This window comes from Ensifer sp. MJa1, assembly GCF_037026475.1.
In the GTDB taxonomy this organism is placed as follows: Bacteria; Pseudomonadota; Alphaproteobacteria; order Rhizobiales; family Rhizobiaceae; genus Ensifer.
This window is the reverse complement of sequence record NZ_JAKUMO010000008.1, coordinates 18,498-44,311: the sequence shown is the minus strand read 5'-3', so window position 1 is coordinate 44,311 and position 25,814 is coordinate 18,498. Positions and strand designations below refer to the sequence as shown.

26 protein-coding genes are annotated in these 25,814 nt (G+C 62.7%); 14 read left to right on the top strand and 12 right to left on the bottom strand.

Going from position 1 to position 25,814, the window contains the following annotated elements; translation table 11 throughout:
- Positions 1–86 precede the first annotated feature (86 nt).
- Complete coding sequence (locus MKZ91_RS13040) at positions 87–1,103, bottom strand: MBL fold metallo-hydrolase (protein ID WP_336171291.1); 1,017 nt, start codon at positions 1,101–1,103, stop codon at positions 87–89.
- 107 nt (positions 1,104–1,210) lie between these two features.
- Between MKZ91_RS13040 and MKZ91_RS13035 the strand changes: the two genes are divergently transcribed.
- From MKZ91_RS13035 to trmD, 6 genes are all read left to right on the top strand, one after another.
- On the top strand, positions 1,211–1,708 hold the full coding sequence (locus tag MKZ91_RS13035) for a MarR family winged helix-turn-helix transcriptional regulator (RefSeq protein WP_336171290.1): 498 nt from the start codon (positions 1,211–1,213) through the stop codon (positions 1,706–1,708).
- 247 nt (positions 1,709–1,955) lie between these two features.
- Complete coding sequence (ffh, locus tag MKZ91_RS13030) at positions 1,956–3,521, top strand: signal recognition particle protein (RefSeq protein ID WP_336171289.1); 1,566 nt, start codon at positions 1,956–1,958, stop codon at positions 3,519–3,521.
- A 14-nt stretch (positions 3,522–3,535) separates the two neighbouring features.
- Positions 3,536–3,871 (top strand): chorismate mutase, encoded by a 336-nt coding sequence (locus tag MKZ91_RS13025; protein WP_065776889.1) that lies wholly within the window; start codon positions 3,536–3,538, stop codon positions 3,869–3,871.
- Positions 3,872–3,908: 37 nt separating this feature from the next.
- Positions 3,909–4,271: a 30S ribosomal protein S16 gene (gene rpsP / locus MKZ91_RS13020; protein WP_336171288.1), complete on the top strand. Its 363-nt coding sequence runs from the start codon at positions 3,909–3,911 to the stop codon at positions 4,269–4,271.
- 93 nt (positions 4,272–4,364) lie between these two features.
- On the top strand, positions 4,365–4,928 hold the full coding sequence (gene rimM, locus MKZ91_RS13015; RefSeq protein ID WP_336171287.1) for a ribosome maturation factor RimM: 564 nt from the start codon (positions 4,365–4,367) through the stop codon (positions 4,926–4,928).
- An 11-nt stretch (positions 4,929–4,939) separates the two neighbouring features.
- Positions 4,940–5,632, top strand: coding sequence for a tRNA (guanosine(37)-N1)-methyltransferase TrmD (gene trmD, locus MKZ91_RS13010; protein ID WP_336171447.1), 693 nt, complete (start codon positions 4,940–4,942; stop codon positions 5,630–5,632).
- Here trmD and MKZ91_RS13005 read toward each other — a convergent pair.
- Entirely contained in the window at positions 5,614–6,360 is a 747-nt protein-coding gene (locus tag MKZ91_RS13005; RefSeq protein WP_336171286.1) for a sulfite exporter TauE/SafE family protein, read from the bottom strand. The genes trmD and MKZ91_RS13005 overlap by 19 nt on opposite strands.
- A 325-nt stretch (positions 6,361–6,685) precedes the next feature.
- Here MKZ91_RS13005 and rplS point away from each other — a divergent pair, with 325 nt between their 5' ends.
- From rplS to MKZ91_RS12980, 5 genes are all read left to right on the top strand, one after another.
- Complete coding sequence (gene rplS, locus MKZ91_RS13000) at positions 6,686–7,204, top strand: 50S ribosomal protein L19 (protein WP_043625625.1); 519 nt, start codon at positions 6,686–6,688, stop codon at positions 7,202–7,204.
- A gap of 126 nt (positions 7,205–7,330) precedes the next feature.
- Positions 7,331–8,140, top strand: a complete 810-nt coding sequence (locus tag MKZ91_RS12995; RefSeq protein WP_336171285.1) for a basic amino acid ABC transporter substrate-binding protein — start codon at positions 7,331–7,333, stop codon at positions 8,138–8,140.
- A gap of 9 nt (positions 8,141–8,149) precedes the next feature.
- Positions 8,150–8,971 (top strand): amino acid ABC transporter permease, encoded by an 822-nt coding sequence (locus MKZ91_RS12990; protein WP_336171284.1) that lies wholly within the window; start codon positions 8,150–8,152, stop codon positions 8,969–8,971.
- Positions 8,972–9,213: 242 nt separating this feature from the next.
- Positions 9,214–10,623, top strand: coding sequence for a 3-isopropylmalate dehydratase large subunit (gene leuC, locus MKZ91_RS12985; RefSeq protein ID WP_336171283.1), 1,410 nt, complete (start codon positions 9,214–9,216; stop codon positions 10,621–10,623).
- A 139-nt stretch (positions 10,624–10,762) separates the two neighbouring features.
- Positions 10,763–11,299, top strand: a complete 537-nt coding sequence (locus MKZ91_RS12980; protein ID WP_336171282.1) for a SixA phosphatase family protein — start codon at positions 10,763–10,765, stop codon at positions 11,297–11,299.
- 26 nt (positions 11,300–11,325) lie between these two features.
- Here the strand turns inward: MKZ91_RS12980 and MKZ91_RS12975 are convergent, their stop codons facing one another.
- Positions 11,326–11,874, bottom strand: coding sequence for a L,D-transpeptidase family protein (locus MKZ91_RS12975; protein WP_336171281.1), 549 nt, complete (start codon positions 11,872–11,874; stop codon positions 11,326–11,328).
- Between the two features lie 143 nt (positions 11,875–12,017).
- On the opposite strand from MKZ91_RS12975, the gene MKZ91_RS12970 reads away from it, so the two are divergent.
- Both MKZ91_RS12970 and MKZ91_RS12965 read left to right on the top strand, forming a co-directional pair.
- Positions 12,018–12,701, top strand: coding sequence for a response regulator transcription factor (locus tag MKZ91_RS12970; RefSeq protein ID WP_034802783.1), 684 nt, complete (start codon positions 12,018–12,020; stop codon positions 12,699–12,701).
- 70 nt (positions 12,702–12,771) lie between these two features.
- Positions 12,772–13,227, top strand: coding sequence for a cyclic nucleotide-binding domain-containing protein (locus tag MKZ91_RS12965; RefSeq protein WP_336171280.1), 456 nt, complete (start codon positions 12,772–12,774; stop codon positions 13,225–13,227).
- 24 nt (positions 13,228–13,251) lie between these two features.
- Here MKZ91_RS12965 and MKZ91_RS12960 read toward each other — a convergent pair whose 3' ends face one another.
- The 7 genes from MKZ91_RS12960 to tesB all read right to left on the bottom strand — a co-directional run bounded on the left by MKZ91_RS12960 (position 13,252) and on the right by tesB (position 23,333).
- Positions 13,252–15,435, bottom strand: coding sequence for a TonB-dependent siderophore receptor (locus MKZ91_RS12960; protein WP_336171279.1), 2,184 nt, complete (start codon positions 15,433–15,435; stop codon positions 13,252–13,254).
- 233 nt (positions 15,436–15,668) lie between these two features.
- Positions 15,669–16,475, bottom strand: a complete 807-nt coding sequence (locus tag MKZ91_RS12955; protein WP_336171278.1) for an exodeoxyribonuclease III — start codon at positions 16,473–16,475, stop codon at positions 15,669–15,671.
- A gap of 200 nt (positions 16,476–16,675) precedes the next feature.
- A complete protein-coding gene (locus MKZ91_RS12950) occupies positions 16,676–17,338 on the bottom strand; it encodes an outer membrane lipoprotein carrier protein LolA (RefSeq protein ID WP_336171277.1) in 663 nt (220 codons plus the stop codon).
- 184 nt (positions 17,339–17,522) lie between these two features.
- Positions 17,523–20,177, bottom strand: coding sequence for an FtsK/SpoIIIE family DNA translocase (locus MKZ91_RS12945; RefSeq protein ID WP_336171276.1), 2,655 nt, complete (start codon positions 20,175–20,177; stop codon positions 17,523–17,525).
- Positions 20,178–20,420: 243 nt separating this feature from the next.
- On the bottom strand, positions 20,421–21,845 hold the full coding sequence (locus tag MKZ91_RS12940) for an ammonium transporter (protein ID WP_336171275.1): 1,425 nt from the start codon (positions 21,843–21,845) through the stop codon (positions 20,421–20,423).
- Positions 21,846–21,872: 27 nt separating this feature from the next.
- Complete coding sequence (locus MKZ91_RS12935) at positions 21,873–22,211, bottom strand: P-II family nitrogen regulator (RefSeq protein ID WP_336171274.1); 339 nt, start codon at positions 22,209–22,211, stop codon at positions 21,873–21,875.
- A 237-nt stretch (positions 22,212–22,448) separates the two neighbouring features.
- Complete coding sequence (tesB, locus tag MKZ91_RS12930; protein ID WP_336171273.1) at positions 22,449–23,333, bottom strand: acyl-CoA thioesterase II; 885 nt, start codon at positions 23,331–23,333, stop codon at positions 22,449–22,451.
- Between the two features lie 84 nt (positions 23,334–23,417).
- Between tesB and MKZ91_RS12925 the strand changes: the two genes are divergently transcribed.
- Positions 23,418–24,632 (top strand): ubiquinone biosynthesis hydroxylase, encoded by a 1,215-nt coding sequence (locus tag MKZ91_RS12925; RefSeq protein WP_336171272.1) that lies wholly within the window; start codon positions 23,418–23,420, stop codon positions 24,630–24,632.
- 205 nt (positions 24,633–24,837) lie between these two features.
- Here MKZ91_RS12925 and MKZ91_RS12920 read toward each other — a convergent pair whose 3' ends face one another.
- Together MKZ91_RS12920 and MKZ91_RS12915 are read right to left on the bottom strand one after the other, a co-directional pair.
- Complete coding sequence (locus MKZ91_RS12920; protein ID WP_077500831.1) at positions 24,838–25,026, bottom strand: Trm112 family protein; 189 nt, start codon at positions 25,024–25,026, stop codon at positions 24,838–24,840.
- A 10-nt stretch (positions 25,027–25,036) separates the two neighbouring features.
- On the bottom strand, positions 25,037–25,717 hold the full coding sequence (locus tag MKZ91_RS12915; protein ID WP_336171271.1) for an LON peptidase substrate-binding domain-containing protein: 681 nt from the start codon (positions 25,715–25,717) through the stop codon (positions 25,037–25,039).
- Positions 25,718–25,814 lie beyond the last annotated feature (97 nt).

Below are 25,814 nucleotides of genomic sequence, written 5' to 3'. Positions count from 1 at the left end.
ATTGTCCAAACCGGCCCGCGTCAAGCAGGGCACCCTTCATTCGGGCTGTATATGGCGGAAAAGCCCGGAAATTACCAGTGCCGCGTTCATTCGCCGGCCGTCGCGAAGACAGGCACATCGAAGACTTCGCCTGGGCGCAAGGGACGGAAGCGGCTGCGGGCGATACCGGCTGCGTCAAGCGCCCGTTCCAGCGCCTGTCGTGGCTCATCGACGCCTTCGTCGGTGAGGCGAAACGTGCCCCAGTGGTGGCCGGCCACATGGGCTGCGGCGCAGTCGATCATGCCGCGCACCGCTTCTTCCGGATTCTGGTGCTGGTCCTGCATGAACCAGCGCGGCTCATAGGCGCCGAAGGGCAGGTCGGCGAGGCGGAAGGGGCCGTGTTTTTCGCGGGCGGCACGGTAGTTGATGCCGTCGTGAAAGCCGGTATCGCCGACATGGTAGATCTTGCCGGCCGGTGTCTCCAGAACGAAGGCCGCCCAGAGCGCCATGCGCCGGTCGCGCGAGCCGCGGGCCGACCAGTGATGGCAGGGCTCGGCGTGCAGGATGATGTCGTCGCCGCAATCCAGCCGGTCGCCCCAGTCCATGGTGGCGATCTCGGCCGACGGGATGGCGCGGCGGATGATGGTGTCGTTGCCGAGCGGCGTGACGATCTGTGGGCTGTGCTCCTCGTTGAGGGCTGCCAGCGTGTCGAGATCGAGATGGTCGTAGTGATTGTGGGTGACGAGCACGATGTCGATCGGCGGCAGGTCGTCGAGCTCGATGCCGGGCGCGTTTCGGCGCTGCGGGCCGGCAAAGGCGAAGGGGCTGGCGCGATGTGCCCAGACCGGATCTGTCAGGATGTTGGCGCCCTCTACCTGCAGGAGCATGGTCGCATGTCCGACCATCGTCACCCGCAGGCGCTCGCCCTCGACGCCGAGTTCGGGTCTGGCCTGTGCGAAGGGGCTTGGGTTGTGTGCCGGCCAGCGGACCTTGCCACCGCCGAACTGCCAGCGCAGGAGATCGCCCATGCCCTTGGGCGGCTTGCCGCCGGGATTGAAGAAATGCGTTCCGTCGAAATGGTCGGAGACGGGTCCCTGATAATATGGGTTGGAGGCTTTCTTCATGCTCGACCTCCCGGGAAGTGCCGTGATTGCATCCTGTCTTTCGTCGCGCCTGGAAGCCAGGGTTTAATAAATTCTTGAAGACAGCAACTGGATTGCTATCGTTTCCTATGCTTGTCCGATTCGATCCGCATGACCGTCTCTACAGGACCCTCAAGCTGGTCCGATCCGTCCATCTCAACATGCAGCGTTCGACAGAACATATGCTTGAGGGGGCCGGCATATCAGTGGCGGAGCGACAGATTCTCGAACTTTTTTGCGAAGAACCGCTGACGGTGCCGGATGCCGCACGCCGGTTGTCGATGAAGCGACAGTTCGTGCTGCGTGTCGTCACCGCGCTGATGGACAAGCAATTGCTCGAAAGGCAGCCGAATCCGGAACACCGCCGTGCCTATCTTTGCGCCCCAACGCTTGCCGGCCGCAGTCTGTTCGACGAGATCCATCGCCGCGAAGTCGAAATGCTGCATGCCATGCTTGGCGACATCAACCAGACAGAGGCGGTGGCGGCGCTTAGGGTGATGACGCGGGTGGCGACAGCCTTCGAGCAGTTGGCGAGCGAGCTCGAGTTGGCGAGCGAGCTCGACGCGGCGGCGGAAGAGACGCTCTGACGACGCATTTGCCTGCCGTCCTTGACTTTTGCCGCGCTTTCCTGTTTATCCCGGCCAATTCCTTCGCAAGCTCAAGACTTCGAAGCCGCCGACCGGGTCCCCTAGAGGTATAAAGAGAACCCGGAGGTCAACATCCGACAGCGCGTTGCGCCCTCGGGTGGTTTTTGGCTTTGCGCCTTGTTTTCCTGGCGAAGGAACCCACGTTTCCGGCGAGTTGATCGCCACCGGAAACCAGAAGGAAGTGAGAATGTTCGAGAGCCTCCAGGACCGCCTTGGTTCCATATTGAATGGACTGACCGGCCGCGGCGCATTGTCGGAAGCCGATGTTTCCGCTGCGCTCCGCGAGGTTCGCCGTGCGCTGCTCGAAGCCGACGTCGCGCTCGACGTCGTGCGCTCCTTCACGGAAAAGGTTCGTGAAAAGGCCGTCGGCGCCGAAATCCTGAAGTCGATCAAGCCCGGCCAGATGGTCGTCAAGATCGTCCATGACGAGCTCATCGAGATGCTCGGCTCCGAGGGCGTGACGATCGACCTCAACGCACCCGCGCCGGTCGTCATCATGATGGTCGGTCTGCAGGGCTCTGGTAAGACGACGACCACCGGCAAGATCGCCAGCCGGATGAAGACCCGGGACAAGAAGAAGGTCCTGATGGCGTCGCTCGACACCCGTCGTCCGGCCGCCCAGGAGCAGCTTCGCCAGCTCGGCGTGCAGACCGGCGTCGATACGCTGCCGATCATCGCCGGCCAGTCGCCGACCGATATCGCTTCGCGCGCCGTGCAGGCGGCCAAGCTCGGCGGCCATGACGTCGTCATCCTCGATACCGCTGGCCGTACCCATATCGACGAGCCGTTGATGATCGAGATGGCGGAGATCAAGCGGAAGTCCAATCCGCACGAAATCCTGCTCGTCGCCGATGCGCTGACCGGTCAGGACGCCGTCAACCTTGCCCGCAATTTCGATGAACGCGTCGGCATCACCGGCCTCGTGCTCACCCGCATGGACGGTGACGGCCGTGGCGGTGCGGCGCTATCGATGCGTGCGGTCACCGGCAAGCCGATCAAGCTCATCGGCGTCGGCGAAAAGATGGGCGAACTCGAAGAGTTCCATCCCCGTCGCGTCGCCGACCGCATCCTTGGCATGGGCGACATCGTCTCGCTGGTCGAGAAGGCGGCCGAGAACATCGACGCCGAGAAGGCGGCTGCCATGGCCGCCAAGATGGCCAAGGGCAAGTTCGACCTGAACGACCTTGCCGACCAGCTTGGCCAGATGCAGAAGATGGGCGGCATGGGCGGCATCATGGGCCTGATGCCCGGCATGGCCGGCATGAAGGACAAGATGGCCGCTGCCGGCCTCGACGACAGCCTGTTCAAGCGCCAGCTCGCCATCATCTCGTCGATGACCAAGGCCGAGCGCGCCAACCCGGACCTCCTCAAGCATTCGCGCAAGAAGCGTATCGCCGCCGGCTCCGGTACCGATGCCGCCGACATCAACAAGCTTCTGAAGATGCACCGCCAGATGGCGGACATGATGAAGATGATGGGTGGCAAGGGCAAAGGCGGCATGATGAAGCAGATGATGGGTGGCCTTGCCAACAAGATGGGCCTTGGCGGCCTCGGTGGCGGCGGCATGCCCGATCTGTCGAAGCTCGACCCGAAGCAGCTCGAAGCCCTGCAGAAGCAGGCGGAAGCGGCTGGCCTGAAGCCCGGCGGCATGCCTGGCCTCGGCGGCGGCGGTCTGCCGGGTCTGGGTGGCGCCAAGCTTCCGGGCCTAGGTGGCGGCTTCCCCGGCCTTCCCGGCCTGCCGAAGAAGAAGTGAGGATCGTTTGAGAGATGATTGATCCCGAAATCAAACAGGAATTGGCGGGTTACCGGCAGTCGATCGACAATATCGATGCCGCGCTCGTCCACATGCTGGCCGAACGCTTCCGCTGCACCCAGGCAGTCGGCGTTCTCAAAGCCAAGCATGATCTGCCGCCGGCCGACCCGGCGCGCGAAGAATACCAGATCGAACGCCTGCGCCGCCTGGCCAAGGACGCCAATCTGGACCCGGATTTCGCCGAGAAGTTCCTGAACTTCATCATCAAGGAAGTCATCCGGCACCATGAAGCCATCGCCGCCGATCGCTCGCATTCCGCGGGCAACGCCGGCACCCCCCATTCCGCTTGAACGAAGCGGTCAAGAAAGCCTGCAAGGAGTAACTCAAATGGCACTGAAAATTCGTCTCGCCCGTGGCGGTTCCAAGAAGCGTCCCTACTACCAGATCGTCGTTGCCGACGCCCGCAGCCCGCGTGATGGCCGCTTCCTCGAGAAGGTCGGTTCCTGGAACCCGATGCTCGGCAAGGACGACGAAAAGCGCGTCGAGCTGAACGCCGAGCGCCTCAACCACTGGATCGCCCAGGGCGCCCAGCCGACCGACCGCGTTCTGCGCTTCCTCGACCAGGCAGGTCTCGCCAAGCGCCCGGCACGCAGTAACCCGACCAAGGCTGTTCCGGGCAAGAAGGCCCAGGAGCGCGCTGCTGAAGCCAAGCAGAAGGCTGAAGAAGCTGCTGCTGCCGCTGCCGAATAATTTTCGGCAAATGCGTTGAGGAAAACGGGCGGCATGGAAATGCCGCCCGTTTTCCGTTATGTGCACCAGAAAATCCCGAAACGGACGCGCACGATGAGCAAACTCGAAAACCCGGTCCTGATGGCAACGATCGGCGCGGCGCAAGGCTTGCGCGGCGAGGTCAGGGTCAAATCCTTTACCGACGATCCGACCGCGCTCGGCGATTACGGCAATCTGCACAGCGTCGATGGCCGTGTCTTTGAGGTGCTCGAAATTCGCGAAGCGAAGAATGTCGTCATCGTGCGCTTCCGCGGCGTCAACGACCGCAACGCTGCCGAGGCGCTCAACGGTCTCGACCTGTTCATCGAGCGGGACAACCTGCCGGATGACGACCTCGATGATGACGAGTTCTTTTATGCCGACCTCGAAGGCCTCGAAGCGATCGACGGCAACGGCACCAGCTATGGCAAGGTGAGCGGCGTCTTCGACTTCGGCGCCGGTGATCTGCTGGAGCTCAAGGGGCCGGGCCGGCGCCCGGTGCTTATCCCCTTCACCGAATGGTCGGTGCTGGAGATCGATCTGGACGCCGGCAAGCTGCTGGTCGATCCGGTGGCCGCCGGTCTTACCGACGACAAGGACCAGGATCCGGGCGGCCCGTTTTCGGCAAAGCGCAAGTGAGCGACGTGGCGATGGCTTTTCGCGCGACGGTTCTGACGCTTTATCCCGAAATGTTTCCCGGCCATCTCGGCGCCTCGCTTTCGGGCAAGGCGCTTGAGCGTGGCCAATGGTCGATCGACGCCGTGCAGATCCGCGACTTCGCCGAGGACAAGCATCGCACCGTCGACGACACGCCGGCTGGCGGCGGCGCCGGCATGGTGCTGAAGCCCGACGTGCTTGCCCGCGCGATCGATCAGGTCTCTGGCGATGATGATCGTCCGCGGTTGTTGATGAGCCCGCGCGGCCGCCCCTTGACCCAGGCGCGGGTGCGCGAACTTGCCGAGGGGCCCGGTGTCGTCATCGTCTGCGGCCGCTTCGAAGGTGTCGACCAGCGGGTGATCGACGCGCGCGGTCTCGAAGAGGTTTCCATAGGCGACTATATTCTTTCGGGCGGCGAGCCGGCGGCACTGACGCTGCTCGATGCCGTCGTCAGGATCCTGCCGGGTGTCATGGGCAACGAGCTTTCGGGTGTGCATGAGAGCTTCGAAGGTGGGCTTCTGGAACATCCGCACTACACACGACCGCAGGTCTTCGAAGGTCGCGAAATCCCGGCGGTGCTGACCTCCGGCAACCACGGTGCGATTGCCAAGTGGCGGGATGCCGAGGCGCGCCGACTGACGGCCGAGCGTCGGCCCGACCTTCTCGTTCAGCCCGTGAAGAAGTAATAGGCGGCCAGCAGCAGGCCGACGGCGACGACCAGCGCGCGGATAACCGCCTGCGGCACGCGCCTGGCCGCCCAGACGCCGGCGTAGCCGCCAAGGGCCGCACCCGGCACCATAATTGCCGCATGCAGCCAGGAGACGACGCCGCCGGCGGCAAAGACGACGATGGCAATCGCGGCAATGACGATCGAGATGAAGTTCTTGAGCGCGTTCAGCCGGTGGTAGCCACCGCCCGTCGCAAGCCCCAACACGGCCAGCATCATGATGCCCATGCCGGCGCCGAAGAATCCGCCATAGATGGAGGTGACGAACTGGGCGCCGATGCCGGCCGGGTTGATGGCATGTTCGTCGGTGCGGGCCTTGGGTTTCAAAAGCGGACCGGCAGCGAAGATCGCCGTCGCCGCAATCAGCAGCCAGGGCACGAGCGCGCGGAAGGACGCGTTGGAGAGCGAGATCAGCAAAAGGGCGCCGGCAAGGCCGCCAAGCGCGGAGATCACACCGAGCAGGATGGCGTTGCGCCGGTCGGCCCGGATCTCCTTGGTATAGGCCAGCGTCGAGGTCACGTAACCGGGAAACTGGATGATCGAAGACGTCGCGTTGGCGACGATCGGCGACAGGCCGCCAAGCGTCATTGCCCCGAAGGTCAGGAAGGTTCCGCCACCGGCAATGGCATTGACGACGCCGGACAGGAAGCCGGCCGCAAACAGCATCAGTACTTCGAAAATATGCATGGTCTCCCCCGAACCACCCCGCTCGGGATAGCCGGTGGCGATGCCGCCTGCAAGTGCGCGCGGACCGACAATTGGATGCGTTGGCTTCAGGATTTCGATAGAATCTGCATTTGCGGCCCGGATCGCCTAGAAAATATGGCTTTCGGGGATGACAAGCAGGGTGGTTTGGTGTAAGTGCCGCCCCGGTTCGGGTTCTGTGCCCGTCGACCAAAACAAAGAATGGCGAATCCGCTCCTGCCGGTTTCCGGCAAGACCTGAAGGCAAGACCGACAGGTTCACCAGAGAGCGCTCTGGCTGTTTCAGAAGAACTTGAAAGGTTAGACCGATGAACATCATCCAGCAGCTGGAAGCCGAACAGGCCGCCAAGATCGCCGCCAAGCGCACCCTTCCGGAATTCTCCGCAGGCGACACCCTGCGCGTCAACGTCCGCGTTGTCGAAGGCAACCGTACCCGCGTTCAGGCCTATGAAGGCGTCTGCATCGCTCGTTCGGGCGGCGGCATCAACGAAAGCTTCACCGTTCGCAAGATCTCCTACGGCGAAGGCGTCGAGCGCGTATTCCCGGTTTACTCGCCGCTCGTCGAGAGCGTCGAAGTGGTTCGCCGTGGTAAGGTCCGTCGCGCCAAGCTCTACTACCTGCGTGACCGTCGCGGTAAGTCGGCTCGTATCGTCGAGAACACCGGCACGCGCGCCCGCAAGCTGAACGAAGCCGAGCGCCAGGCGATTGCCGAGGAAAAGGCACGTATCGAAGCTGAAAAGGTTGCAGCAGCTCAGGCGCTCGCCGCCGAGAAGGCAGCAGCCGAAGCCGCCGAAGCAAAGGCAGCAGCGGAAGCCGCAGCAGAATAAGTTTTCAATCCTCTTGGATTGTTGGAAAGGCGGCCTCGGCCGCCTTTCTTTTTTGGTACTATGCGCTTGTCTTTTCGACAGATTTTGTGACATTTTCCGCTGCCACAATTTTCGGGAGCCTCTCCAATGACAATCCGTCGCCACGTGCTTGCGGGCATCGCAGCCGCACTTGCCGTTCCTTTCGCATTTTCCGCACCGGCCACTGCGAGCGACCTGCCTGACCTCGGCGGCAAGACGGTCGTCGTCGTCACGGAGAACGCTTATCCGCCGCTGCAGTTCGTCGATCCGAAGACCGGCGAGGCGATCGGCTGGGAATACGACGCGATGAACGAGATCGCCAAGCGGTTGAATTTCAAGGTCGAATACCAGAACACCAGCTGGGACGCGATGATCCAGGCGGTGCATGACGGCCAGTACCAGATCGGCATGACCGGCATCACCATCAAGGACGACCGCAAGGAAAAGGTCGACTTCTCTGATCCCTACATGCGCTCGCAGCAGTTCATGCTTGTTCGCAGCGATGAAACCCGCTTCAACGACGGCAAGAGCTTCGGCGCCTTCGCCGACGGTCTCGTCGGCGCGCAGCCGGGCACCTCGCCGTTCTACACCGCCGTCTACGAAATGCTCGACGGCAACGAGCAGAACCCGCGCATCAAGCTGTTCGAGACGTTTGGCGCGACCGTTCAGGCGCTGAAGGCTGGCGACGTCGACGTGGTGCTGACCGACAGCGTCGCCGCCAAGGGTTATGTCGACGCTTCCGAAGGCAAGCTCAAGGTCGTCGGCGGCCCGCTCGGCACCGAAGATTTCGGCTTCATCTTCCCGAAGGGCTCGGATCTCGTCGCTCCGATCAACGCCGCGATCAAAGCACTGAAGGCAGACGGCACATTCGACGCCCTCGATAAGAAGTGGTTCCTCGAATACAGGATGGGCGGCTGATTTCAGGCGATGGCCGCTCCACAATCTTCTGGCATGTCCGGCAAGGGCGACTATCCCTGGTGGTTGGTCGCCCTTCTTGTGATCGCGGTGGCACTCGCCGCCGTGATCGTCAGCAATGACATCTTCTCCGAAGTCTTCGCCGTCGTTTTCAAAGGGCTCGGCGTCACCGTCTTCGTGACCCTGATGGGGTTCGTGCTGGCGACGACGCTTGGTCTCGGCATCGCGCTGATGGCACTGTCCGAGCATTCGGCGCTCCGGCAGATCGCCCGCTTCTACACCGAAGTCATCCGCGGTGTGCCGATCCTCGTGCTCCTCTTCTACATCGCCTTCGTCGGGGCACCGGCGCTCGTCGTCACTGCCAACTTCATCTGCGCGCCGTTCATCAGTGCAGGCTGGATGGACCCGGTGGTCGTACGCGACATCTCGTTGATGTGGCGGGCGATCATCGCCTTGATGATCGGCTATTCCGCCTTCATCGCCGAGGTGTTCCGGGCGGGCATCCTGTCGGTCGACAAGGGGCAGGTCGAGGCCGCCAAGGCGCTTGGCCTGACGCGCTATCAGCGCTTTCGCCTCGTCGTCTTCCCGCAGGCGATCCGCGTCATCCTGCCGCCGCTCGGCAATGACTTCGTCGCCATGGTCAAGGACAGTTCGCTCGTCTCGGTGCTCGGCGTTGCCGACATCACCCAGATGGGCAAGGTCTATGCTTCCGGTTCCTTCCGCTTCTTCGAGACCTACTCGATCGTTGCCTATGTCTATCTGGTTCTGACCATCGGTCTGTCGCTCGCATTGCGGGGACTGGAGCGGCGCCTCAGGCGTGCCGAGCAGCGCTGAGACCGTTTCCACCAATTGCCGACCTGTCAGAAAATTGATATGAACACGGCCATGGAATCCAAATTCGGATGTCGCGAGCAGAAAATCGTCGTGCTGCAGGACCACAAGCGCCTGCCGGCACGCTTCTTCGCGCGCGTTCACGGGGCACTCACGAGCCGCCTATCCTGATCCTTTGATCAGTGCTTCCGGCGCGCCGCGCGCCGCTTTCCCTTACCTATTGAAAACTCGATGGATATATCGCCATGAGCGCACCGCGTACCCTCTATGACAAGATCTGGGACGATCACCTGGTCAATGCACAGGAAGACGGCACCTGTCTTCTCTACATCGACCGTCACCTCGTTCACGAAGTGACGAGCCCGCAGGCCTTCGAGGGCCTGCGCATGGCCGGCCGCAAGGTCCGTGCGCCGGAAAAGACGCTCGCCGTCGTCGACCACAACGTCCCGACCTCGGCTGACCGCCATCTCGGCATCAAGAACGAGGAAAGCCGCATCCAGGTCGAGGCCCTCGCCAAGAATGCTGCCGACTTCGGCGTCGAGTACTATTCCGAGAACGACAAGCGCCAGGGCATCGTGCACATTGTCGGTCCGGAACAGGGCTTCACCCTGCCGGGCATGACCATCGTCTGCGGCGACAGCCACACCTCGACGCACGGCGCCTTCGGCTCGCTGGCGCACGGCATCGGTACCTCGGAGGTGGAGCACGTGCTCGCCACCCAGACGCTGATCCAGAAGAAGGCGAAGAACATGCTGGTGCGCGTCGACAACCAACTGCCGCCGGGCGTCACCGCCAAGGACATCATTCTTGCGATCATCGGTGAGATCGGCACGGCCGGCGGTACCGGCCATGTCATCGAATTTGCCGGCGAAGCGATCCGCTCGCTGTCGATGGAAGGCCGCATGACCATCTGCAACATGACGATCGAAGGCGGCGCCCGCGCCGGCCTGATCGCGCCGGATGAAACGACCTTTGCCTACATCAAGGACAAGCCGCGCGCTCCGAAGGGCAAGGCCTGGGACATGGCGCTCGACTACTGGAAGACGCTGCACACCGACGAAGGCGCGCACTACGACCGCGTTGTCGTGCTTGACGCTGCCAACCTGCCGCCAATCGTTTCCTGGGGTTCGTCGCCGGAAGACGTCATCTCGGTCCAGGGCATCGTTCCCAACCCGGATGACATCCAGGAAGAGACGAAGCGGGCCTCCAAGTGGCGTGCGCTCGACTATATGGGCCTGAAGCCGGGCACGAAGATCACCGACATCGGCATCGACCGCGTCTTCATCGGCTCCTGCACCAATGGCCGCATCGAGGACCTGCGTGAAGTTGCCAAGGTGGTGGAAGGCCGCAAGGTTGCCTCGACCGTTTCGGCGATGATCGTTCCGGGCTCGGGCCTCGTCAAGGAACAGGCCGAAGCCGAAGGTCTCGACAAGATCTTCAGGGAAGCCGGCTTCGACTGGCGCGAGCCGGGCTGCTCCATGTGCCTGGCGATGAACGACGACCGGCTGAAGCCGGGCGAGCGTTGCGCCTCCACGTCGAACCGCAACTTCGAGGGCCGTCAGGGATTCAAGGGCCGCACACACCTGGTGTCGCCGGCCATGGCAGCTGCAGCGGCTGTCGCGGGACATTTTGTCGATATCCGCGAATGGAAATAAGCCGGTCTTGAGCTTTCCGGCGCCAATGGCCGCCCTTCGGGGCGGCCTTTTTTGTTTGGCCACACGCAAAGGTGTCCGCTTCGGGTGGATGAAAATGCGCTAAGCTGTTTGTCGACCGGAGACCGCTGGAGGACGATGGATGAGCGACGATCTGCCTGCGCAAGTCTTACGCCTGCTGCTGCTGCGCCATGCCAAGTCGGCGTGGCCGGACGGCGTTGCCGACATTGATCGTCCGCTCGGCGAGCGTGGCCGCAAGGCGGCACCGGTGATGGGTACGTATCTGGCGCGACACAAGCTCGTGCCAGACCGCGCCCTCGTCTCGACGGCGAAGCGTGCGCAGGAGACCTGGCAATTGGTGGCGGCGGCCTTGCCCAAGGGCATTGCGGTCGAGAACACGCGGGCGATCTATGAGGTCGGCTCTGACCAGATCCTCAGCGTCATCCGTGCAGCCGATGCCTCAATCAGAACTCTGCTCGTCGTCGGGCACAATCCCGGCATGGAGGATCTGGCGCTTGAACTGATTGGCTCCGGTGATCCGAATACGCGTTTGCGCCTGGCGGACAAGTTTCCGACAGCGGCCTTGGCTGTTCTGGAATTCGAAGCCACAAATTGGCGGGAGATTTCAGCGGGAGGCGCAAGGCTTGCGCATTTCGTGACGCCGCGTTCGCTTGCTTGAACGACATCCCGTCATGGGCGCCGAGCTCAGACAACCTTGACGACGGTACCACGCCGCATGTGCGGCATCAGCCGGCGCATGGCGGGCAGGCTGACGGCGACGCAGCCTTGCGTCGGCTCGTAGCCAGGCCGGATCAGGTGGAAGAAAATCGCCGATCCGGCGTTTCGGCGGCGGGCGATGAGGTTCCAGTCCATGACGAGGCAGATGTCGTAGAGCCCGTCCTCGCGCATCATCTCCTCATGGCTTTGGGTGAAGGGTGCGGTCACGGGGCGATTGTAGAGAGCATGACCCGGCGCGTCGCACCACAGCATGGCCTTGCGTGTCGGGCGCGTCGGCAGCGGTGTCGGCGGCAGGAACACCCGGTCGCGCCTGACATAACCGCCGATCAGCTTCATCTCGGCGCGGGGCGTAGCGCCATCGCCTTCGCGCTTCCGGCTGGTGATGCCGCTCCGTCCGATCGCCGCCTGCTCGACGCGGCCATCGAAACAAACGAGAGCCCGCTTTCGATCGCGCGGTGCGGCACGGACCGTGATGATCGACTTCGTTGATCTTGTTCCCGACGTTTTCTTGCGCATCATTCTCACGGATTTTTGCTTTGCCCGTGATTTGGGGGGCACCATAAGCACGGTTGCGGATATAACGAGGTAGCAATGCTGGTTCGCTTGCCAACACGGGCATTTGAGCTAGTTTGAAAACGGAAGCAAACAGGAATTGTCCCATGGCGACCCGTACCATTCTTCTTGTCGATGATGACAATGACCTGCGCGAGACCTTGGTCGAGCAACTGTCGCTCTACGAGGAGTTCGACCTCATCCAGGAGGCGACCGCCGGCAAGGGCATCCAGACGGCGCGTGCCCAGCAGGTGGACTTGCTGATCATGGATGTGGGCCTGCCCGACATGGACGGCCGCGAGGCGGTGAAGCTGCTGCGCAAGGGTGGTTTCAAGGCGCCGATCATCATGTTGACCGGCCATGATACCGATTCCGATACGATCCTCGGTCTCGAGGCCGGCGCCAACGACTATGTGACGAAGCCTTTCCGTTTCGCCGTGCTGCTCGCCCGCATTCGCGCGCAACTGCGCCAGCACGAGCAGAGCGAGGACGCGACCTTCAGCGTCGGTCCCTACACGTTCAAGCCCAGCCAGAAGCTGCTAACGCTCGAAAACGGCCAGAAGATCCGCCTGACCGAGAAGGAAGCGGCGATCATCCGCTATCTCTACCGCGCCGACCAGAAGGTGGTGACGCGCGACGTGCTGCTCGAAGAGGTGTGGGGCTACAACTCCGGTGTCACCACCCACACGCTCGAAACCCATGTCTACCGTCTCCGGCAGAAAATCGAGCGGGACCCTTCCAATGCCGAGATTTTGGTGACAGAGAACGGCGGCTACAAGATCGTTCCATGACATTCGAACGATCGCTCGGTAATCCCGGCTATCGCGGCCGGAGCCGACGCGATTGCGGGAGGTTAGCCGCTTGGCGCTCAACGACGACATCGTGCTTCTGTCCAATGTGCCGCTGTTTGCCGATATCAGCGAGGACAAGCTGCGGCTGATCGCCTTCGGCGCGGAACGTCGTCGCATCTTTAAAGGGCAGGAACTGTTTCGCGAAGGCGCGCCCGCCGATTGTGCCTACGCGATTGCGAGCGGCAGCCTGTCGCTGTCGAAGGTCGGCACCGATGGCTCCGCGGCAACGGTCTCGACCGTCGAACGGGGTGCACTGCTGTCGGAGCTGGCGCTGATCTCGATGGTCGAACGGAAGTTCACGGCAACTGCCGAGGAAGACAGCGAAGTGATCCGAATAAACCGGCCGCTGTTTCGACGCATGCTTGAAGAGTACCCGGAAGTGGCGGAACTGGTGGAAGCGCGCATCCGGGAGAACCTGCAGGCGATGATCCGCCGGGCCGGCGCGCTCGCCGGCCGCTTTGCCTGATCCTCGATCACCCGGGGTCGTCCCTTACCAACGGTACTTCAGCGAACCAAGCACCGTGCGGCCCTGGCCGAAATAGCAATAGCCATCGGTGCAGACCTCCTCGCGACGATCGCCGAGATTGGTAGCGCTGACGGCAAGCGACAGCCCGTCGAGCTCAGGGTTCTTCGCTCCGAAGTCGTAGGCGATCGAGGCATCGAAGTAGACGGCGCCGCTGTTCCTGGCGGTGTTGGCGTCGGACGTATACGAGTTCGACGTCACACGCATGCCGCCGCCAAGGCTCAAGCCGGCAAGTTGCGTGTCATCGGGCAGAAGATAGTTGGCCCAGAGCGATGCGACGTGGCGGGGCTTCGTTGAGGGCGTGTTGCCGATCAACGAAGGGTCGACGTTGCCGGTGATTTCAGCGTCGTTGTAGTTATAGGCGGCAATGACGCTGAAGCCGTTGTCGAATTCGCGCCGCGCTTCCAGCTCGAAGCCATTGGTCGTCACCTCGCCCGAGGACTTGTAGTAGAAGCCGGCGGGAAGTGTGCTGTCCGGCACATATTGCGGCGCACCGGTCTCGACGATCCGGTAGTAGGCGGCGCTCAGCGAATAGACCTCGCCTTCCGGCTGGTACTTCACTCCGAGTTCGATCTGCTCGCCGGTCGTCGGATCGAGTACGGAGCCGTCGACCGAAAGCTCGGTGCGCGGCACGAAGGACGTGCTGTAGCTCGCATAGGGCGCAATGCCGTTGTCGAAGAGGTAGAGCAGGCCCGCCTGGCCAGTGAGCTCGCCATCGTCCTTGCGATCGACAACGCCGGTGTTCTTGTTCGTGCTTGTCTGGTCGACCCAGTCGTAACGGAGACCACCGACGGCGCGCCAGTTTCCAAACTCGGCCTGGTCCTGCAGGTAGATGCCGGTCTGGCGAAGATCGCGTCCGCTGAAGCTGGTGAGCGCAGGCGTCGGGCCGCTGATACCGAAGGTCGGGTTGTTGAGGTCCAAGCGGTAGGCCGGATCGACGGCTCCGAAGCCGAGGCCGAAATCGGAGGTGATCCAGGTGTAGTCGAGGCCGGCCAGAAGCGTGTGGGAGACTGCACCGGTATCGAAGGCTGCCTCGAGCTGGTTGTCGATCTGGTAGGCACGCTGATCGTCGTTGATGGCGACGGGGTAACGATCGAAGACGTCGGGCGCAATCTCGGTGCTGAAGTCCACGTAGCGGGCCTTCAGGTCGAGATCACTGACGCGGCCGTGCTGACGGAAGGTCAGTCCATTGTCGAATTCATGCTCGAACCTGTAGCCCGCCTGATGTTGCGTGACCTTCTGGTAATCGTAGTTCGGGTCGCTGTAGCGCAGCAGGCGGCCGTCATGCTCCAGCACACGCGGGCTGGCGTCACTTTCGCCCTTCTGGCCGAGGCCATAGATGGTCAGTGAGGTGCCCTCGTCCGGCTTCCAGGTAAAGGACGGCTGCAGCAGGTAGCGATCATCGGCAACGTCGTAGTTCGTCTCGGCGTTCCTGAGGAGGCCGACGATACGATAGAGGAAATCGCCCTCTGCCGTCGCTGGCCCACCAAAGTCGAAGGCGGCCTGGGCACGCCCGATCGTGCCATACTGCAGTTCGATCTCGCGATGCTGCTCGTCCTGCGGCAGCTTCGAGATGCGATTGACGATGCCGCCGACGCCGGCAGCGCCGTACATGACCGAAACCGGCCCCTTGAGGATCTCGATCCGTTCGAGGCCGTAGACCTCGGTCGGAAAGGTGCCGTAGTTCATGTAGGGCTGACGCAGACCATCGCGGAAGTCGCCCGTTGTCGTTGTTTCGAAGCCGCGGATGTAGATCTGGTCGAAGCGCGGATCGAAACCGAAGGCGCCGGTGGTGACGCCGGCGGCGTAGCGTGTCGCCTGGATCATGTCCTGCACGCCGCGCTCGTCGAGTTCCTTGCGGGTGACAACCGAGACCGAGCGCGGCGTTTCGATGAGCGGTGTGTCTGTCTTCAGCGCCGAGACGTTGCGCGTCGGCACGATCGTGTCATTGTCTTCAGCGATCGTCGCGGCTGCCTTGCCAGCCGTCACCTCGATCTTCTCCAGCCGTGTCGTCTTCTGGCTTTCTACAGACTGGGCATAAGCTGCGGTTGCCAAAGGGAACAAAGTGGCAGCGCTTGCAGCCAGCATCGTGGTTGCGGACAACGCGCGGCGCGACGCGTGCTTGAAGTGGATCGGCAAGGTCTTGTGCATGTCTGGCCCTCTTGCGGGCGCACGAAAACCCTCCGGCGAACGCCAGAGCACAGCACCCGAAAATCAGTGGAAACGACGGCCGATCAGCCGTCGGGGGCGGTGTCCCCGCCGCCCGCCAAGAGGGATAGTCCGTTTAGATTCAGGCATCAAGAAAAATATGATTCTTTTTCTCATGTTTTATCTCATGAGGCGCCAAGTGCTCAAGGCGCGTGCCGCCCCTCAGAGGAAAGCTGTCAGATATCGAAATGCGCGATGACGGGAACGTGGTCGGAGGGGCGCTCCCAGCCGCGGGCCTCACGCAGGATGTCGACGTGCTTCAGCGCGGGCGCGAGGTCTGCCGACGACCAGATATGGTCGAGGCGGCGGCCACGGTCGGCCGCCTCCCAGTCCTTCGCCCGGTAGCTCCACCAGGTATAGAGCTTGGTCGGGGAAGGCGCGTGCTGGCGCATGAGGTCGACCCAGCCGCCGCCGGTCATGACCGTCGTCAGGCCCTCGGTTTCGATCGGCGTGTGGCTGACGATTTTCAGGAGCTGCTTGTGCGACCAGACGTCGTCTTCGAGCGGCGCGATGTTGAGGTCGCCGACGAGGATCGACGAAATGCCGGCCTCGGCCTCGGCGTGCAGCAGCTTCATCTCGTCAACGAAATCGAGCTTGTGGCCGAATTTCGGGTTGATCGTGCGATCCGGCTCATCACCACCGGCCGGAACGTAGAAATTGTGCAAGCGGATCTTCTTGCCGCCAGCCGCAAAGACGACGGAGAGGTGGCGGGCGTCACCGACGCCGCAATAGTCGCGGCGGTCGGTCAGTTCCGTGAGCGGCAGACGCGAGATCGTGGCAACGCCATGATAGCCCTTCTGGCCGTGCATCTCGATGTGATTGTAGCCGAGCGCCTTCAGCGGCTTGGACGGAAACTGGTCATTCGGGCACTTGGTTTCCTGCAGGCAGAGGATGTCCGGCTGCCAGGTCTTCAGGAAATGCTCGACGAGCGGCATGCGCAGGCGAACGGAATTGATGTTCCACGTGGCGACGGAAAGGGCCATTCAAGCATTTCCCTTGATCGGATGGGCCGAACGTTCACGAAGGGAAGGTCGGCTTGGGACGGATATTCGATCCGAGCTTTAAGCAGGTCCGGCGCACCTAGACAAGGAATGCGGGGGCGGATGCGCATGAAAAAAAGGCCACCATCCGGCGGCCTCATGTTCATCGTGCAGCGCTCGAGATGTCGGCGATTGCGATCGCTTCAGCCGCCCCTCTTGTTGCGGACCTCATCGTAGGGGATCTGGAACACCTTGTCGTCCAGCGCCATGCCGGTGCGGACGTTGAAGATCATCACCGATGTGTCCTTCTTCTGCGCGTCGGTAATCGTCCACTGGCGCAGGTTGTAGGTCTTCGGGTCGAACATCATGGTGATGGTCGAATCGCCGAAGATCGAGCGGTCGCCAAGCACGATGGTGATCAGGTCGGACTCTTCCTTGACGCCGCGCACCATCTTGCCGGTAAGGTCGATTCTCTCGCTCAGCAAGAGGTTCAGCGGTGTCTTCGACAGCGGATAGATGTCCCAGGTCTTCAGCTTCATGTTGCCGATGACCACCGACTTGCCGTCGGCAATCACGCGCATCGGCGACGGAGCCTCATAGTTGAAGCGGATGCGGCCGGGGCGGCGGATATAGAACTTGCCGCCGGTCTGTTCGCCGCGCGGGCCGAACTGCACGAATTCGCCGGACATCGTCTTCACCGAAGAGAAGTGATCGGCGATCTTCTGGGCAGCACTCGGCGCCTGCGCGAAGGCCTGCGTGAGGTCGAGACCGGTGCCGCCGATGCCGGCAAACGCCGCAAGTCCGCACACGAAAAGGCGGCGCGACATCACCGGATGGTTGCGCTCGCCGTTCTTGGTCTCTGTCATCTCAGTCTCCTTCATTTACGGATCATCTGGAGCGCAAGTGCGGCGCCTTCAAGGCGCAATTTTCGAGCTTGGCCGCTCGCGCTCTCACATGACCGTTACCGGTTTGGCCTGGCCGTCCGCTGCGGCTAGGCACTGATTGTCTCTCGGCGCAAACGCGATGCAGATTGCATGCGCCGAAATCGCCTCATTCCTCGGTCGGAACCAGGATTTCGCGCTTTCCAGCGTGGTTTGCCGGGCCGATGATGCCTTCCTGTTCCATGCGCTCGATCAGCGATGCGGCTCGATTGTAACCGATCCCGAGGCGACGTTGAACGTAGGAAGTAGAAGCCTTGCCGTCACGCAGGACGACCGCGACCGCCTGGTCGTAAGGGTCGTCCGAATCGGCAAGGTTCGAGGTGCCGGCCGGGCCACCGCCCTCGCCATCCTCGTCGTCGTCCTCGGTAATGGCGTCGAGATACTGCGGCACGCCCTGGGTCTTGAGGTAAGCGACGACTTCCTCCACCTCGGTATCGGAGACGAAGGGGCCGTGGACGCGCTGGATGCGGCCGCCACCGGCCATGTAGAGCATGTCGCCCATGCCGAGCAGCTGCTCGGCGCCCTGTTCGCCAAGGATCGTGCGGCTGTCGATCTTGGACGTCACCTGGAACGAGATGCGGGTCGGGAAGTTGGCCTTGATCGTGCCGGTGATGACGTCGACCGACGGGCGCTGGGTCGCCATGATGACGTGGATGCCGGCGGCGCGTGCCATCTGGGCGAGGCGCTGGACAGCGCCTTCGATGTCCTTGCCGGCGACCATCATCAGGTCGGCCATTTCGTCGATGATGACGACGATATAGGGCATCGGCGCCAGATCGAATTCTTCCGTCTCGTACATCGCTTCGCCGGTCTGGCGGTCGAAGCCGGTCTGGACCGTACGTGTGATCTGCTCACCCTTGGCAAGCGCCTGCTCGACGCGGCTGTTGAAGCCGTCGATGTTGCGCACGCCGATCTTCGACATCTTCTTGTAGCGCTCTTCCATCTCGCGCACGGTCCACTTCAGCGCAACCACCGCCTTTTTCGGGTCGGTGACGACGGGTGAAAGCAGGTGCGGAATGCCGTCATAGACGGAGAGTTCGAGCATCTTCGGGTCGATCATGATCAGGCGGCACTGATCCGGGCGCAGGCGATAGAGCAGCGACAGGATCATGGTGTTGATCGCGACCGACTTGCCCGAGCCGGTGGTACCGGCGACGAGCAGATGCGGCATCTTGGCGAGGTCGGCAACGACGGGCTCGCCGCCGATCGTCTTGCCAAGCGCCATGGCGAGGCGCGCCTTGGAGGTCTCGAAGTCGCGCGAGCCGACGAGTTCGCGCAGGTAGACGGTTTCGCGCCGCTGGTTCGGCAGCTCGATGCCGATGGCATTGCGACCCGGAACGACGGCGACGCGGGCGGCGATCGCGCTCATCGAGCGGGCGATATCGTCGGCAAGGCCGATGACGCGGGAAGACTTGATGCCGGGGGCGGGCTCAAGTTCGTAGAGGGTGACGACCGGGCCGGGGCGCACATGGATGATCTCGCCCTTGACGCCGAAGTCCTCGAGCACGCCTTCGAGCATGCGCGCGTTCTGCTCGAGCGCGTCAGGCGACAGCGAAGCGTCGCGGCTGACGTTCTTCGGTTCGGCAAGAAAATGCATCGGCGGCAATGTGAAGTCGCCGTCGCTGTCTTCGACAAAGGAACGCTGCGCTTCGCGCTCGAGCCGCTGGCCGGATTTCGGGCGCGGAGCCGGCGTGGCGACGCGTGAACCGGCCTTCGGCAGGCCCTGCTTTGGCGGCGCAGCCTTCGGCGCCCAATCGGCCGCCGGGTCGTAATCGTCTTCGGGCAGGATGCCGGCAGGACGGCGCTCGTCGATGTCGAAGGGCAGGTCGTCGTCCTCGTCATCGGCCATGATCGGCGGCGGGGTGACGACACGGCGCTCGCCGCGGTCGAGCGACGGTTCGATGCGGTCGCCCGCAGCCATCGGCTTCGGACGCACCGGCTCGTTCAGCGTGCCGAACTCGTCATTGTTGAAATCATAGGGTTCGTCGTACTGGCGCTTGGGCGCGCTGCGGGTGCCGCTCATGCCGAAAATGCGCCGGACCCGCGCGTGCATGGTGTAGCGCATATGGGCAAACGACCCCATCAGAAGGGTGAAGGGGCCTTCGCTGTCGTCTTCGTCCAACTCGTCGCGCACGGTACGTGCCTTGCTGGGTGTCGGCTCGACAACCTCTTCCTCTTCCTCCTCGTCGCTGACGCCGATCAGCCCGGCGCTATAGACCAGGCACCAGGCGGCCGGTGCTGCAAAAATGCAGGCAAGCACCGTGGCGAGCGTACCGGTCGGGAAGGCGCCGGTAAAAAGTGCGGGAAAGCGCAGGATCATGTCGCCGAAGACGCCGCCAAGGCCGTTCGGCAGGGGCCATGTGATCGGCGCGGGAACGCAGCTCAAGGCCGCGCCGGCAAGCACGGAACCGATGAACCAGAGGGCGAGGCGCTTGAAGATCTTGTCGAAGCGCTTGCCGCCAATCAGCACCAGCGCCCAGGCAACCGCCGGCAGCAGCGCGACGACGCTGGCAAGGCCGAAGAACTGCATGAAAACGTCGGCGAAGGCAGCTCCCGTGTAGCCGAGTACGTTGGTCGGCGGTTCCGAAGTGGCGTAGGAGAAGCTCGGGTCGGACACGTTCCATGTCGACAGTGCAGCGATCGCCAGCGCCAATGCGCCGAACAGCGCAAAGCCCGCCAGCGACGCGATCTGTCGCCAAACGAAGGTGGTTAGCACGAACCGGTTGGAACGGCTGTCAAGCGTTGCCGGATTGCTTCTGCTCATGTTGCCTGCTGCCCGTCTCGATCTCAACGGCGCATTGCGCGCCATGGAATCAACCTAAGCGGAGTACGGTTAATGCGACATTAACCATGCGTAGTTGCCGCTAAAATAGCGGTGGGCAGGTGCTGGAAAAGGCCGGTGGAAAAGAAAAAGGCCCGGATCTTTCGATCCGGGCCAAGGGCGATCCGCATCAGACGGACCGCGACGGGACGATGAGCGGCGCCGGCTGCCGGCGCTGCAATTGGCTTAGCTGTGGTAGGCGGCTTCGCCGTGGGACGAGAGGTCGAGCCCTTCGCGTTCGGCTTCGACGGAGACGCGCAGGCCAACGATCGAATCGACGATCTTGAAGATGATGAACGAGCCGATGCCGGACCAGACGACGGTAACGAGGACACCCTTGAGCTGTGCGAGCACCTGGGTCGCAGTGCCGGCGTAACCAGCTGCGAAGTCAGCCGTCGAGTAGTCGACGATGCCTGCGCCGCCGAGCGCCGGGTTGACGAGGATGCCGGTGGCGATGGCGCCGAGGATGCCGCCGACGCCGTGCACGCCAAAGACATCGAGGCTGTCATCGTAGTTGAACTTGTTCTTCACCACGTCGACGAAGAAGTAGCAAACCGGCGAGACGATGAAGCCGAGCACGATTGCGCCCATCGGTCCGGCAAAGCCGGCGGCAGGCGTGACGGCAACGAGGCCGGCAACGGCACCCGAAGCAGCGCCGAGCATCGATGCCTTGCCGCGGACGAGCGTTTCGACGGCGGCCCAGGAGATGATGGCGGCGGCGGTTGCGAGGAAGGTGTTGATCATCGCGAGGCCGGCATAGGCGTTGGCTTCGAGGTTGGACCCGGCATTGAAGCCGAACCAGCCGACCCAGAGCAGCGACGCACCGACCATGGTGAGCGTCATCGAGTGCGGTGCCATGATCTCCTTCTTATAGCCCGTACGCTTGCCGAGCATGATGGCGCCGACGAGGCCGGCAATACCAGCATTGATGTGGACGACCGTGCCGCCGGCGAAGTCGATGGCGCCGAAGGAGAAGATCAGGCCGGTCGGAGCCGTGTAGGCGCTCGGGCCGCCCCAGAACCAGACCATGTGGGCGATCGGGAAATAGACGAACGTGACCCACAGGATGACGAAGAGAACGACGGCCGAAAAGCGGATGCGCTCGGCAAAGGCGCCGACGATCAGCGCCGGCGTGATGCAGGCGAAGGTCATCTGGAACACGACGAAGACATATTCCGGGATGAACACGCCCTTGGAGAAGCTCTCAGCGAGCGTCGTCGTGTCGACGCCGGCGAGGAACATCTTCGAGAAGCCGCCGACGAACAGGTTGAGCGAGCCGCCGTCCGTGAAGGCCAGCGAATAGCCGTAGGTGACCCAGATGATCATGACGATCGCGGTGATCATCATAACCTGCATCAGCACGGAGAGCATGTTCTTGGCGCGCACCAGACCGCCGTAGAAAAGCGCAAGACCCGGAACCGTCATGAGGAGGACGAGGATGGTCGACAAGAGCATCCAGGTGGTGTCGCCCTTGTCCGGGACCGGTACGGCGGCAACGGCTTCGGCTGCAGCGGGGGCTGCTTCCTGCGCAAAGGCAACGGCCGGCGCAAGCAAGGCGGCAGTCAGCGCGCCCAGGCGTCCAAGAGAGGTGGAAAGTTTGATTGATGACATCGAGGAGTGCTCCCTGAACGGCGTGGTTTACAACGCTTCTGAATCGGTTTCGCCGGTGCGGATGCGCACGGCATGGTCAATGGCGTAAACGAAGATCTTTCCGTCGCCGATCTGGCCGGTCTTGGCGGACGAAGCGATCGCTTCCACCGCCACGTCGACCAGTTCCGAAGGGACGGCGATCTCGACCTTCAGTTTCGGCAGGAAGCTCACGGCGTACTCGGTGCCGCGATAGATTTCGGTATGCCCCTTCTGGCGGCCGTAGCCTTTGACTTCGGTCACGGTCAGGCCCTGGATGCCGACAGCAGTGAGGGCTTCGCGAACCTCATCGAGCTTGAACGGCTTGATAATGGCCATCACAATTTTCATCTGGTTTCCATCCTTGTTCGCCTCCGGCCGGAGGCCGTCTCTCCTTGCTGCGGAGCGCCCCGGGCGCCGTGCAACCGGACAATGACATTCAAGGGGCGTGCCAGATTCAGATGCCTGATCTAAGTATATGAAAAACAATAATAAAAGCATACGTCGCAGCGACAATGCTGCGGCGCATCAAAAAATCGTCAATTTAGAAGATTAAAAAATAGGCAGATTGAAAAAAGTGCCCTTTTTCTATTCAGATGCCTTTTTCCGGATCAGCCCCTCCTGGGCAACGGACGCAATCAGAACACCGGAACGCGTAAAAAGGCTGCCTCTGGTCATCCCGCGGGCACCATGTGCACTCGGGCTGTCCTGGGTATAGAGCAGCCAGTCGTCCATCTTGCAGGGGCGGTGGAACCACATGGCGTGATCGAGGCTTGCCACCTGCAGGTTCCGGTCAAAGACCGAGGTGCCGTGCGCATAAAGCGAGGTGTCGAGCAGGGTCATGTCGGAGAGATAGGCGAGGATCGCCGCCTGGATATGGCGTTCGTCCGGAACGTTGCCGACCGCCTTGACCCAGACGTCCTGGATCGGCTTACCGTCGTTGCGGGTGAAGTAATGTTCGAACGAGGCGGGCCGGATCTCGATCGGCCGCGGCCGTTCCCAGTAGCGGCGGATTGCTTCCGGCGCATGGACAAGGAATTTCTCTTTCAGTTCCTGTTCGCCCGGCAACGTCTCCGGCATGGCCAGTTTCGGCATCTCGATCTGGTGGTCGAAGCCGTCCTCGTCGTACTGGAAAGAGGCGGACATCGAGAAGATCGCCTTGCCGTGCTGGATGGCGACCACCCGCCGCGTCGCGAAGCTCGCGCCGTCGCGAATCCGATCAACTTCGTAGATGATCGGCACCGACGGGTCTCCGGGTCGCATGAAATAGGCGTGCAGCGAGTGCACGTAGCGTCCGTCGTCGACGGTGCGCTGGGCGGCCACCAACGCCTGGCCGATCACCTGGCCGCCGAAGACCCGTTGCCAGCCGACCTGGGGGCTTCGACCACGAAACAGGTTCTCCTCAAGCTTCTCGAGATCGAGAATGGCCAGCAGCGCATCCATGGGCGTTGTGGTCTCGGTGGGGCGCGACATTTCGGCAGTCTCCGATGGTAGGAACGTCGATGGCATTGATCTATATAGACATAAAACGATGCTCAAGTGCGACGGAGAAAGCCGATGCTCGATGTCTTGATTGCCGGTGGCGGCTATGTCGGCCTTTCGCTTGCCGTGTCCTTGAAGAAGGCGGCGCCGCATTTAAGCGTCATGGTGATCGATGGCGCTCCGGAAGGCGCGTGGAAGAAGGATGAACGCGCCTCGGCCGTGGCGTCCGCGGCCGAGCGCATGCTCGACGTTCTCGGCGTCTGGGACCAGATTGCGCCTGAGGCCGAGCCAATCCGCCGCATGGTGATCACCGATTCGAAGGCGGCCGATCCGGTGCGCCCGGTGTTCCTGACCTTCGATGGCGATGGTGGCGATGGCCGGCCGTTTGCCCATATGGTGCCGAACACGGCGATGGTCGGCGCCCTGCGCGCTGCCGGTGATGAACTCGGTGTCGTCACGCGCCAATCGACGATGGTCGAAACCTTCGATAGCGGCGACCATGCGGTCGCGGTGAAGCTGGCCGGCGGCGAGGAACTGCAGGCCCGGCTGCTGGTCGCCTGCGACGGCGTCCGCTCGAAGCTGCGCGATGCCGCCGGCATCAAGACGGTCGAATTCGACTACGGCCAGTCCGGCATCGTCACGACGGTGGAGCATGAACGGCCACACGAAGGCACGGCGGAGGAGCATTTCCTGCCGGCCGGTCCGTTTGCCACCTTGCCGCTCAAGAACAACCGCTCGTCGCTGGTCTGGACCGAACGGACCGAAGATGCCGAGCGACTGGTCAAGGGCGACGATTTCCTGTTCGAGGAAGAGCTGGAGCGGCGCTTTGGCCACAAGCTCGGGCATCTCAAGGTGGTCGGCGGCAGGCGCGCCTTCCCGCTCGGCCTGACGCTCGCGCGCGATTTCGTCAAGCCGCGTTTCGCGCTTGCGGGCGACGCGGCTCACGGCATCCACCCGATCTCGGGGCAGGGGCTCAATCTCGGCTTCAAGGATGTCGCAGCGCTCGCCGAGACGATCGTCGAGGCGGATCGCCTCGGGCTCGATATCGGTTCGCTGGCGGTTCTTGAGCGCTACCAGAGCTGGCGGCGGTTCGACACCTTCCGCATGGGGGTGACGACAGACGTGCTCAACCGGCTGTTTTCCAACGACATCACCCCGGTCCGGATCGCCCGCGACTTCGGCCTCGGCCTCGTCGACCGGTTGCCGTCGCTGAAGAACTTCTTCATTCGCCAGGCGGCCGGCATTGCCGGCGACGCGGATCCACGATTGTTGTCGGGCCAGCCGATCTAAGACCAAACCCGCAATTAAGTTCGCCCCTCACCCTAACCCTCTCCCCGCAGGCGGGGCGAGGGGATCAGGTCGCGTGCGCGGCGATGTCGCCATTTGAGAGAAGAGGTTTTGCGCAGCGCGTGTCCTTCTCCCCGCTTGCGGGGAGAAGGTGGCCGGCAGGCCGGATTGGGGCAGGGGTGGATCGAAATCGCCGCCGAGGAAGAGCTCAATCTTCGATCTTGCGCGCCTCGGAGATCAGCATGATCGGCACGCCGTCGCGGATCGGATAGGCAAGGCGAGCCTTTTCCGAAATGAGTTCGCCGGCTTCGGCGTGATAGCTGAGCCTGCCCTTGGTCAGCGGGCAGACGAGCAGTTCGAGCAGTTTCGGGTCGACCTTGCTGGCGTTCACATCCATCTTACGGCGCTCACTGCAAGATGCTGTCCATATCGCCGAAGTCGCGCGCAAGCACGATCTCGGTGATGGCGATCAGGGTTTCCGCCCGGGTCTTGAGGTCAGGCGCTTCGAGCAACGCCTGCTTCTCCGCCGGTCCATAGGGCGACATCATCGCCATGGAATTGACGAGCGTACGGTTGCTCGCCCGTTCGACGCTTTCCCAGTCGGCTTTCAGCTTGTTGGCTTCGAGATAGGCCTTGAAGGCAGCAAGCAGCGCTGCGCGGTCGACGAGGGTCTCGTCGTCGCGGTTTTCGAGATCGGCGGCGAAGGGGCCGATGCGGAAACGGCGGTAGCCGCGCGTGCCGGCGACTTCGGAAAACAGCCGGTAGCGGCAGACACCGGTCAGCGACGTGATGTAGCGCCCGTCGCCGGTCTCGGCGAAGGAGGTGATGCGGCCGATGCAGCCGACCTCGCAGAGTGCCTGCATCGGGCCGGCAGCGATTTCATTGCGGCCCTCGCAGAAGGATGGTTGTACGATGCCGATCAGGCGGTTGCCGGACAGTGCATCATCGAGCATGGCGAGGTAGCGCGGCTCGAAGATGTTGAGCGGCAATTGGGCACCTGGAAGCAGCAGGGCGCCGGTCAGCGGAAACACCGGAATGATCTCCGGCAAGTCCTTCGGACCGAGATAACGTGCATTTCCGACGTGCATTCCGATAGACCTTGCAGATATCCGGGCCTCACCTCACCAGGCAAGCGCGGTCAACCAGATCAACAAATGGTGCGCCCCTCGAAAATCTCAAGGGAAG

Coding starts and splice junctions, on each gene's coding strand:
- MKZ91_RS13040 (WP_336171291.1), bottom strand. CDS start 1,103: ATGAAGAAAGCCTCCAACCCATATTATCAGGGACCCGTCTCCGACCAT.
- MKZ91_RS13035 (WP_336171290.1), top strand. CDS start 1,211: ATGCTTGTCCGATTCGATCCGCATGACCGTCTCTACAGGACCCTCAAG.
- ffh (WP_336171289.1), top strand. CDS start 1,956: ATGTTCGAGAGCCTCCAGGACCGCCTTGGTTCCATATTGAATGGACTG.
- MKZ91_RS13025 (WP_065776889.1), top strand. CDS start 3,536: ATGATTGATCCCGAAATCAAACAGGAATTGGCGGGTTACCGGCAGTCG.
- rpsP (WP_336171288.1), top strand. CDS start 3,909: ATGGCACTGAAAATTCGTCTCGCCCGTGGCGGTTCCAAGAAGCGTCCC.
- rimM (WP_336171287.1), top strand. CDS start 4,365: ATGAGCAAACTCGAAAACCCGGTCCTGATGGCAACGATCGGCGCGGCG.
- trmD (WP_336171447.1), top strand. CDS start 4,940: ATGGCTTTTCGCGCGACGGTTCTGACGCTTTATCCCGAAATGTTTCCC.
- MKZ91_RS13005 (WP_336171286.1), bottom strand. CDS start 6,360: ATGCATATTTTCGAAGTACTGATGCTGTTTGCGGCCGGCTTCCTGTCC.
- rplS (WP_043625625.1), top strand. CDS start 6,686: ATGAACATCATCCAGCAGCTGGAAGCCGAACAGGCCGCCAAGATCGCC.
- MKZ91_RS12995 (WP_336171285.1), top strand. CDS start 7,331: ATGACAATCCGTCGCCACGTGCTTGCGGGCATCGCAGCCGCACTTGCC.
- MKZ91_RS12990 (WP_336171284.1), top strand. CDS start 8,150: ATGGCCGCTCCACAATCTTCTGGCATGTCCGGCAAGGGCGACTATCCC.
- leuC (WP_336171283.1), top strand. CDS start 9,214: ATGAGCGCACCGCGTACCCTCTATGACAAGATCTGGGACGATCACCTG.
- MKZ91_RS12980 (WP_336171282.1), top strand. CDS start 10,763: ATGAGCGACGATCTGCCTGCGCAAGTCTTACGCCTGCTGCTGCTGCGC.
- MKZ91_RS12975 (WP_336171281.1), bottom strand. CDS start 11,874: ATGCGCAAGAAAACGTCGGGAACAAGATCAACGAAGTCGATCATCACG.
- MKZ91_RS12970 (WP_034802783.1), top strand. CDS start 12,018: ATGGCGACCCGTACCATTCTTCTTGTCGATGATGACAATGACCTGCGC.
- MKZ91_RS12960 (WP_336171279.1), bottom strand. CDS start 15,435: ATGCACAAGACCTTGCCGATCCACTTCAAGCACGCGTCGCGCCGCGCG.
- MKZ91_RS12955 (WP_336171278.1), bottom strand. CDS start 16,475: ATGGCCCTTTCCGTCGCCACGTGGAACATCAATTCCGTTCGCCTGCGC.
- MKZ91_RS12950 (WP_336171277.1), bottom strand. CDS start 17,338: ATGACAGAGACCAAGAACGGCGAGCGCAACCATCCGGTGATGTCGCGC.
- MKZ91_RS12945 (WP_336171276.1), bottom strand. CDS start 20,177: ATGAGCAGAAGCAATCCGGCAACGCTTGACAGCCGTTCCAACCGGTTC.
- MKZ91_RS12940 (WP_336171275.1), bottom strand. CDS start 21,845: ATGTCATCAATCAAACTTTCCACCTCTCTTGGACGCCTGGGCGCGCTG.
- MKZ91_RS12935 (WP_336171274.1), bottom strand. CDS start 22,211: ATGAAAATTGTGATGGCCATTATCAAGCCGTTCAAGCTCGATGAGGTT.
- tesB (WP_336171273.1), bottom strand. CDS start 23,333: ATGTCGCGCCCCACCGAGACCACAACGCCCATGGATGCGCTGCTGGCC.
- MKZ91_RS12925 (WP_336171272.1), top strand. CDS start 23,418: ATGCTCGATGTCTTGATTGCCGGTGGCGGCTATGTCGGCCTTTCGCTT.
- MKZ91_RS12920 (WP_077500831.1), bottom strand. CDS start 25,026: ATGGATGTGAACGCCAGCAAGGTCGACCCGAAACTGCTCGAACTGCTC.
- MKZ91_RS12915 (WP_336171271.1), bottom strand. CDS start 25,717: ATGCACGTCGGAAATGCACGTTATCTCGGTCCGAAGGACTTGCCGGAG.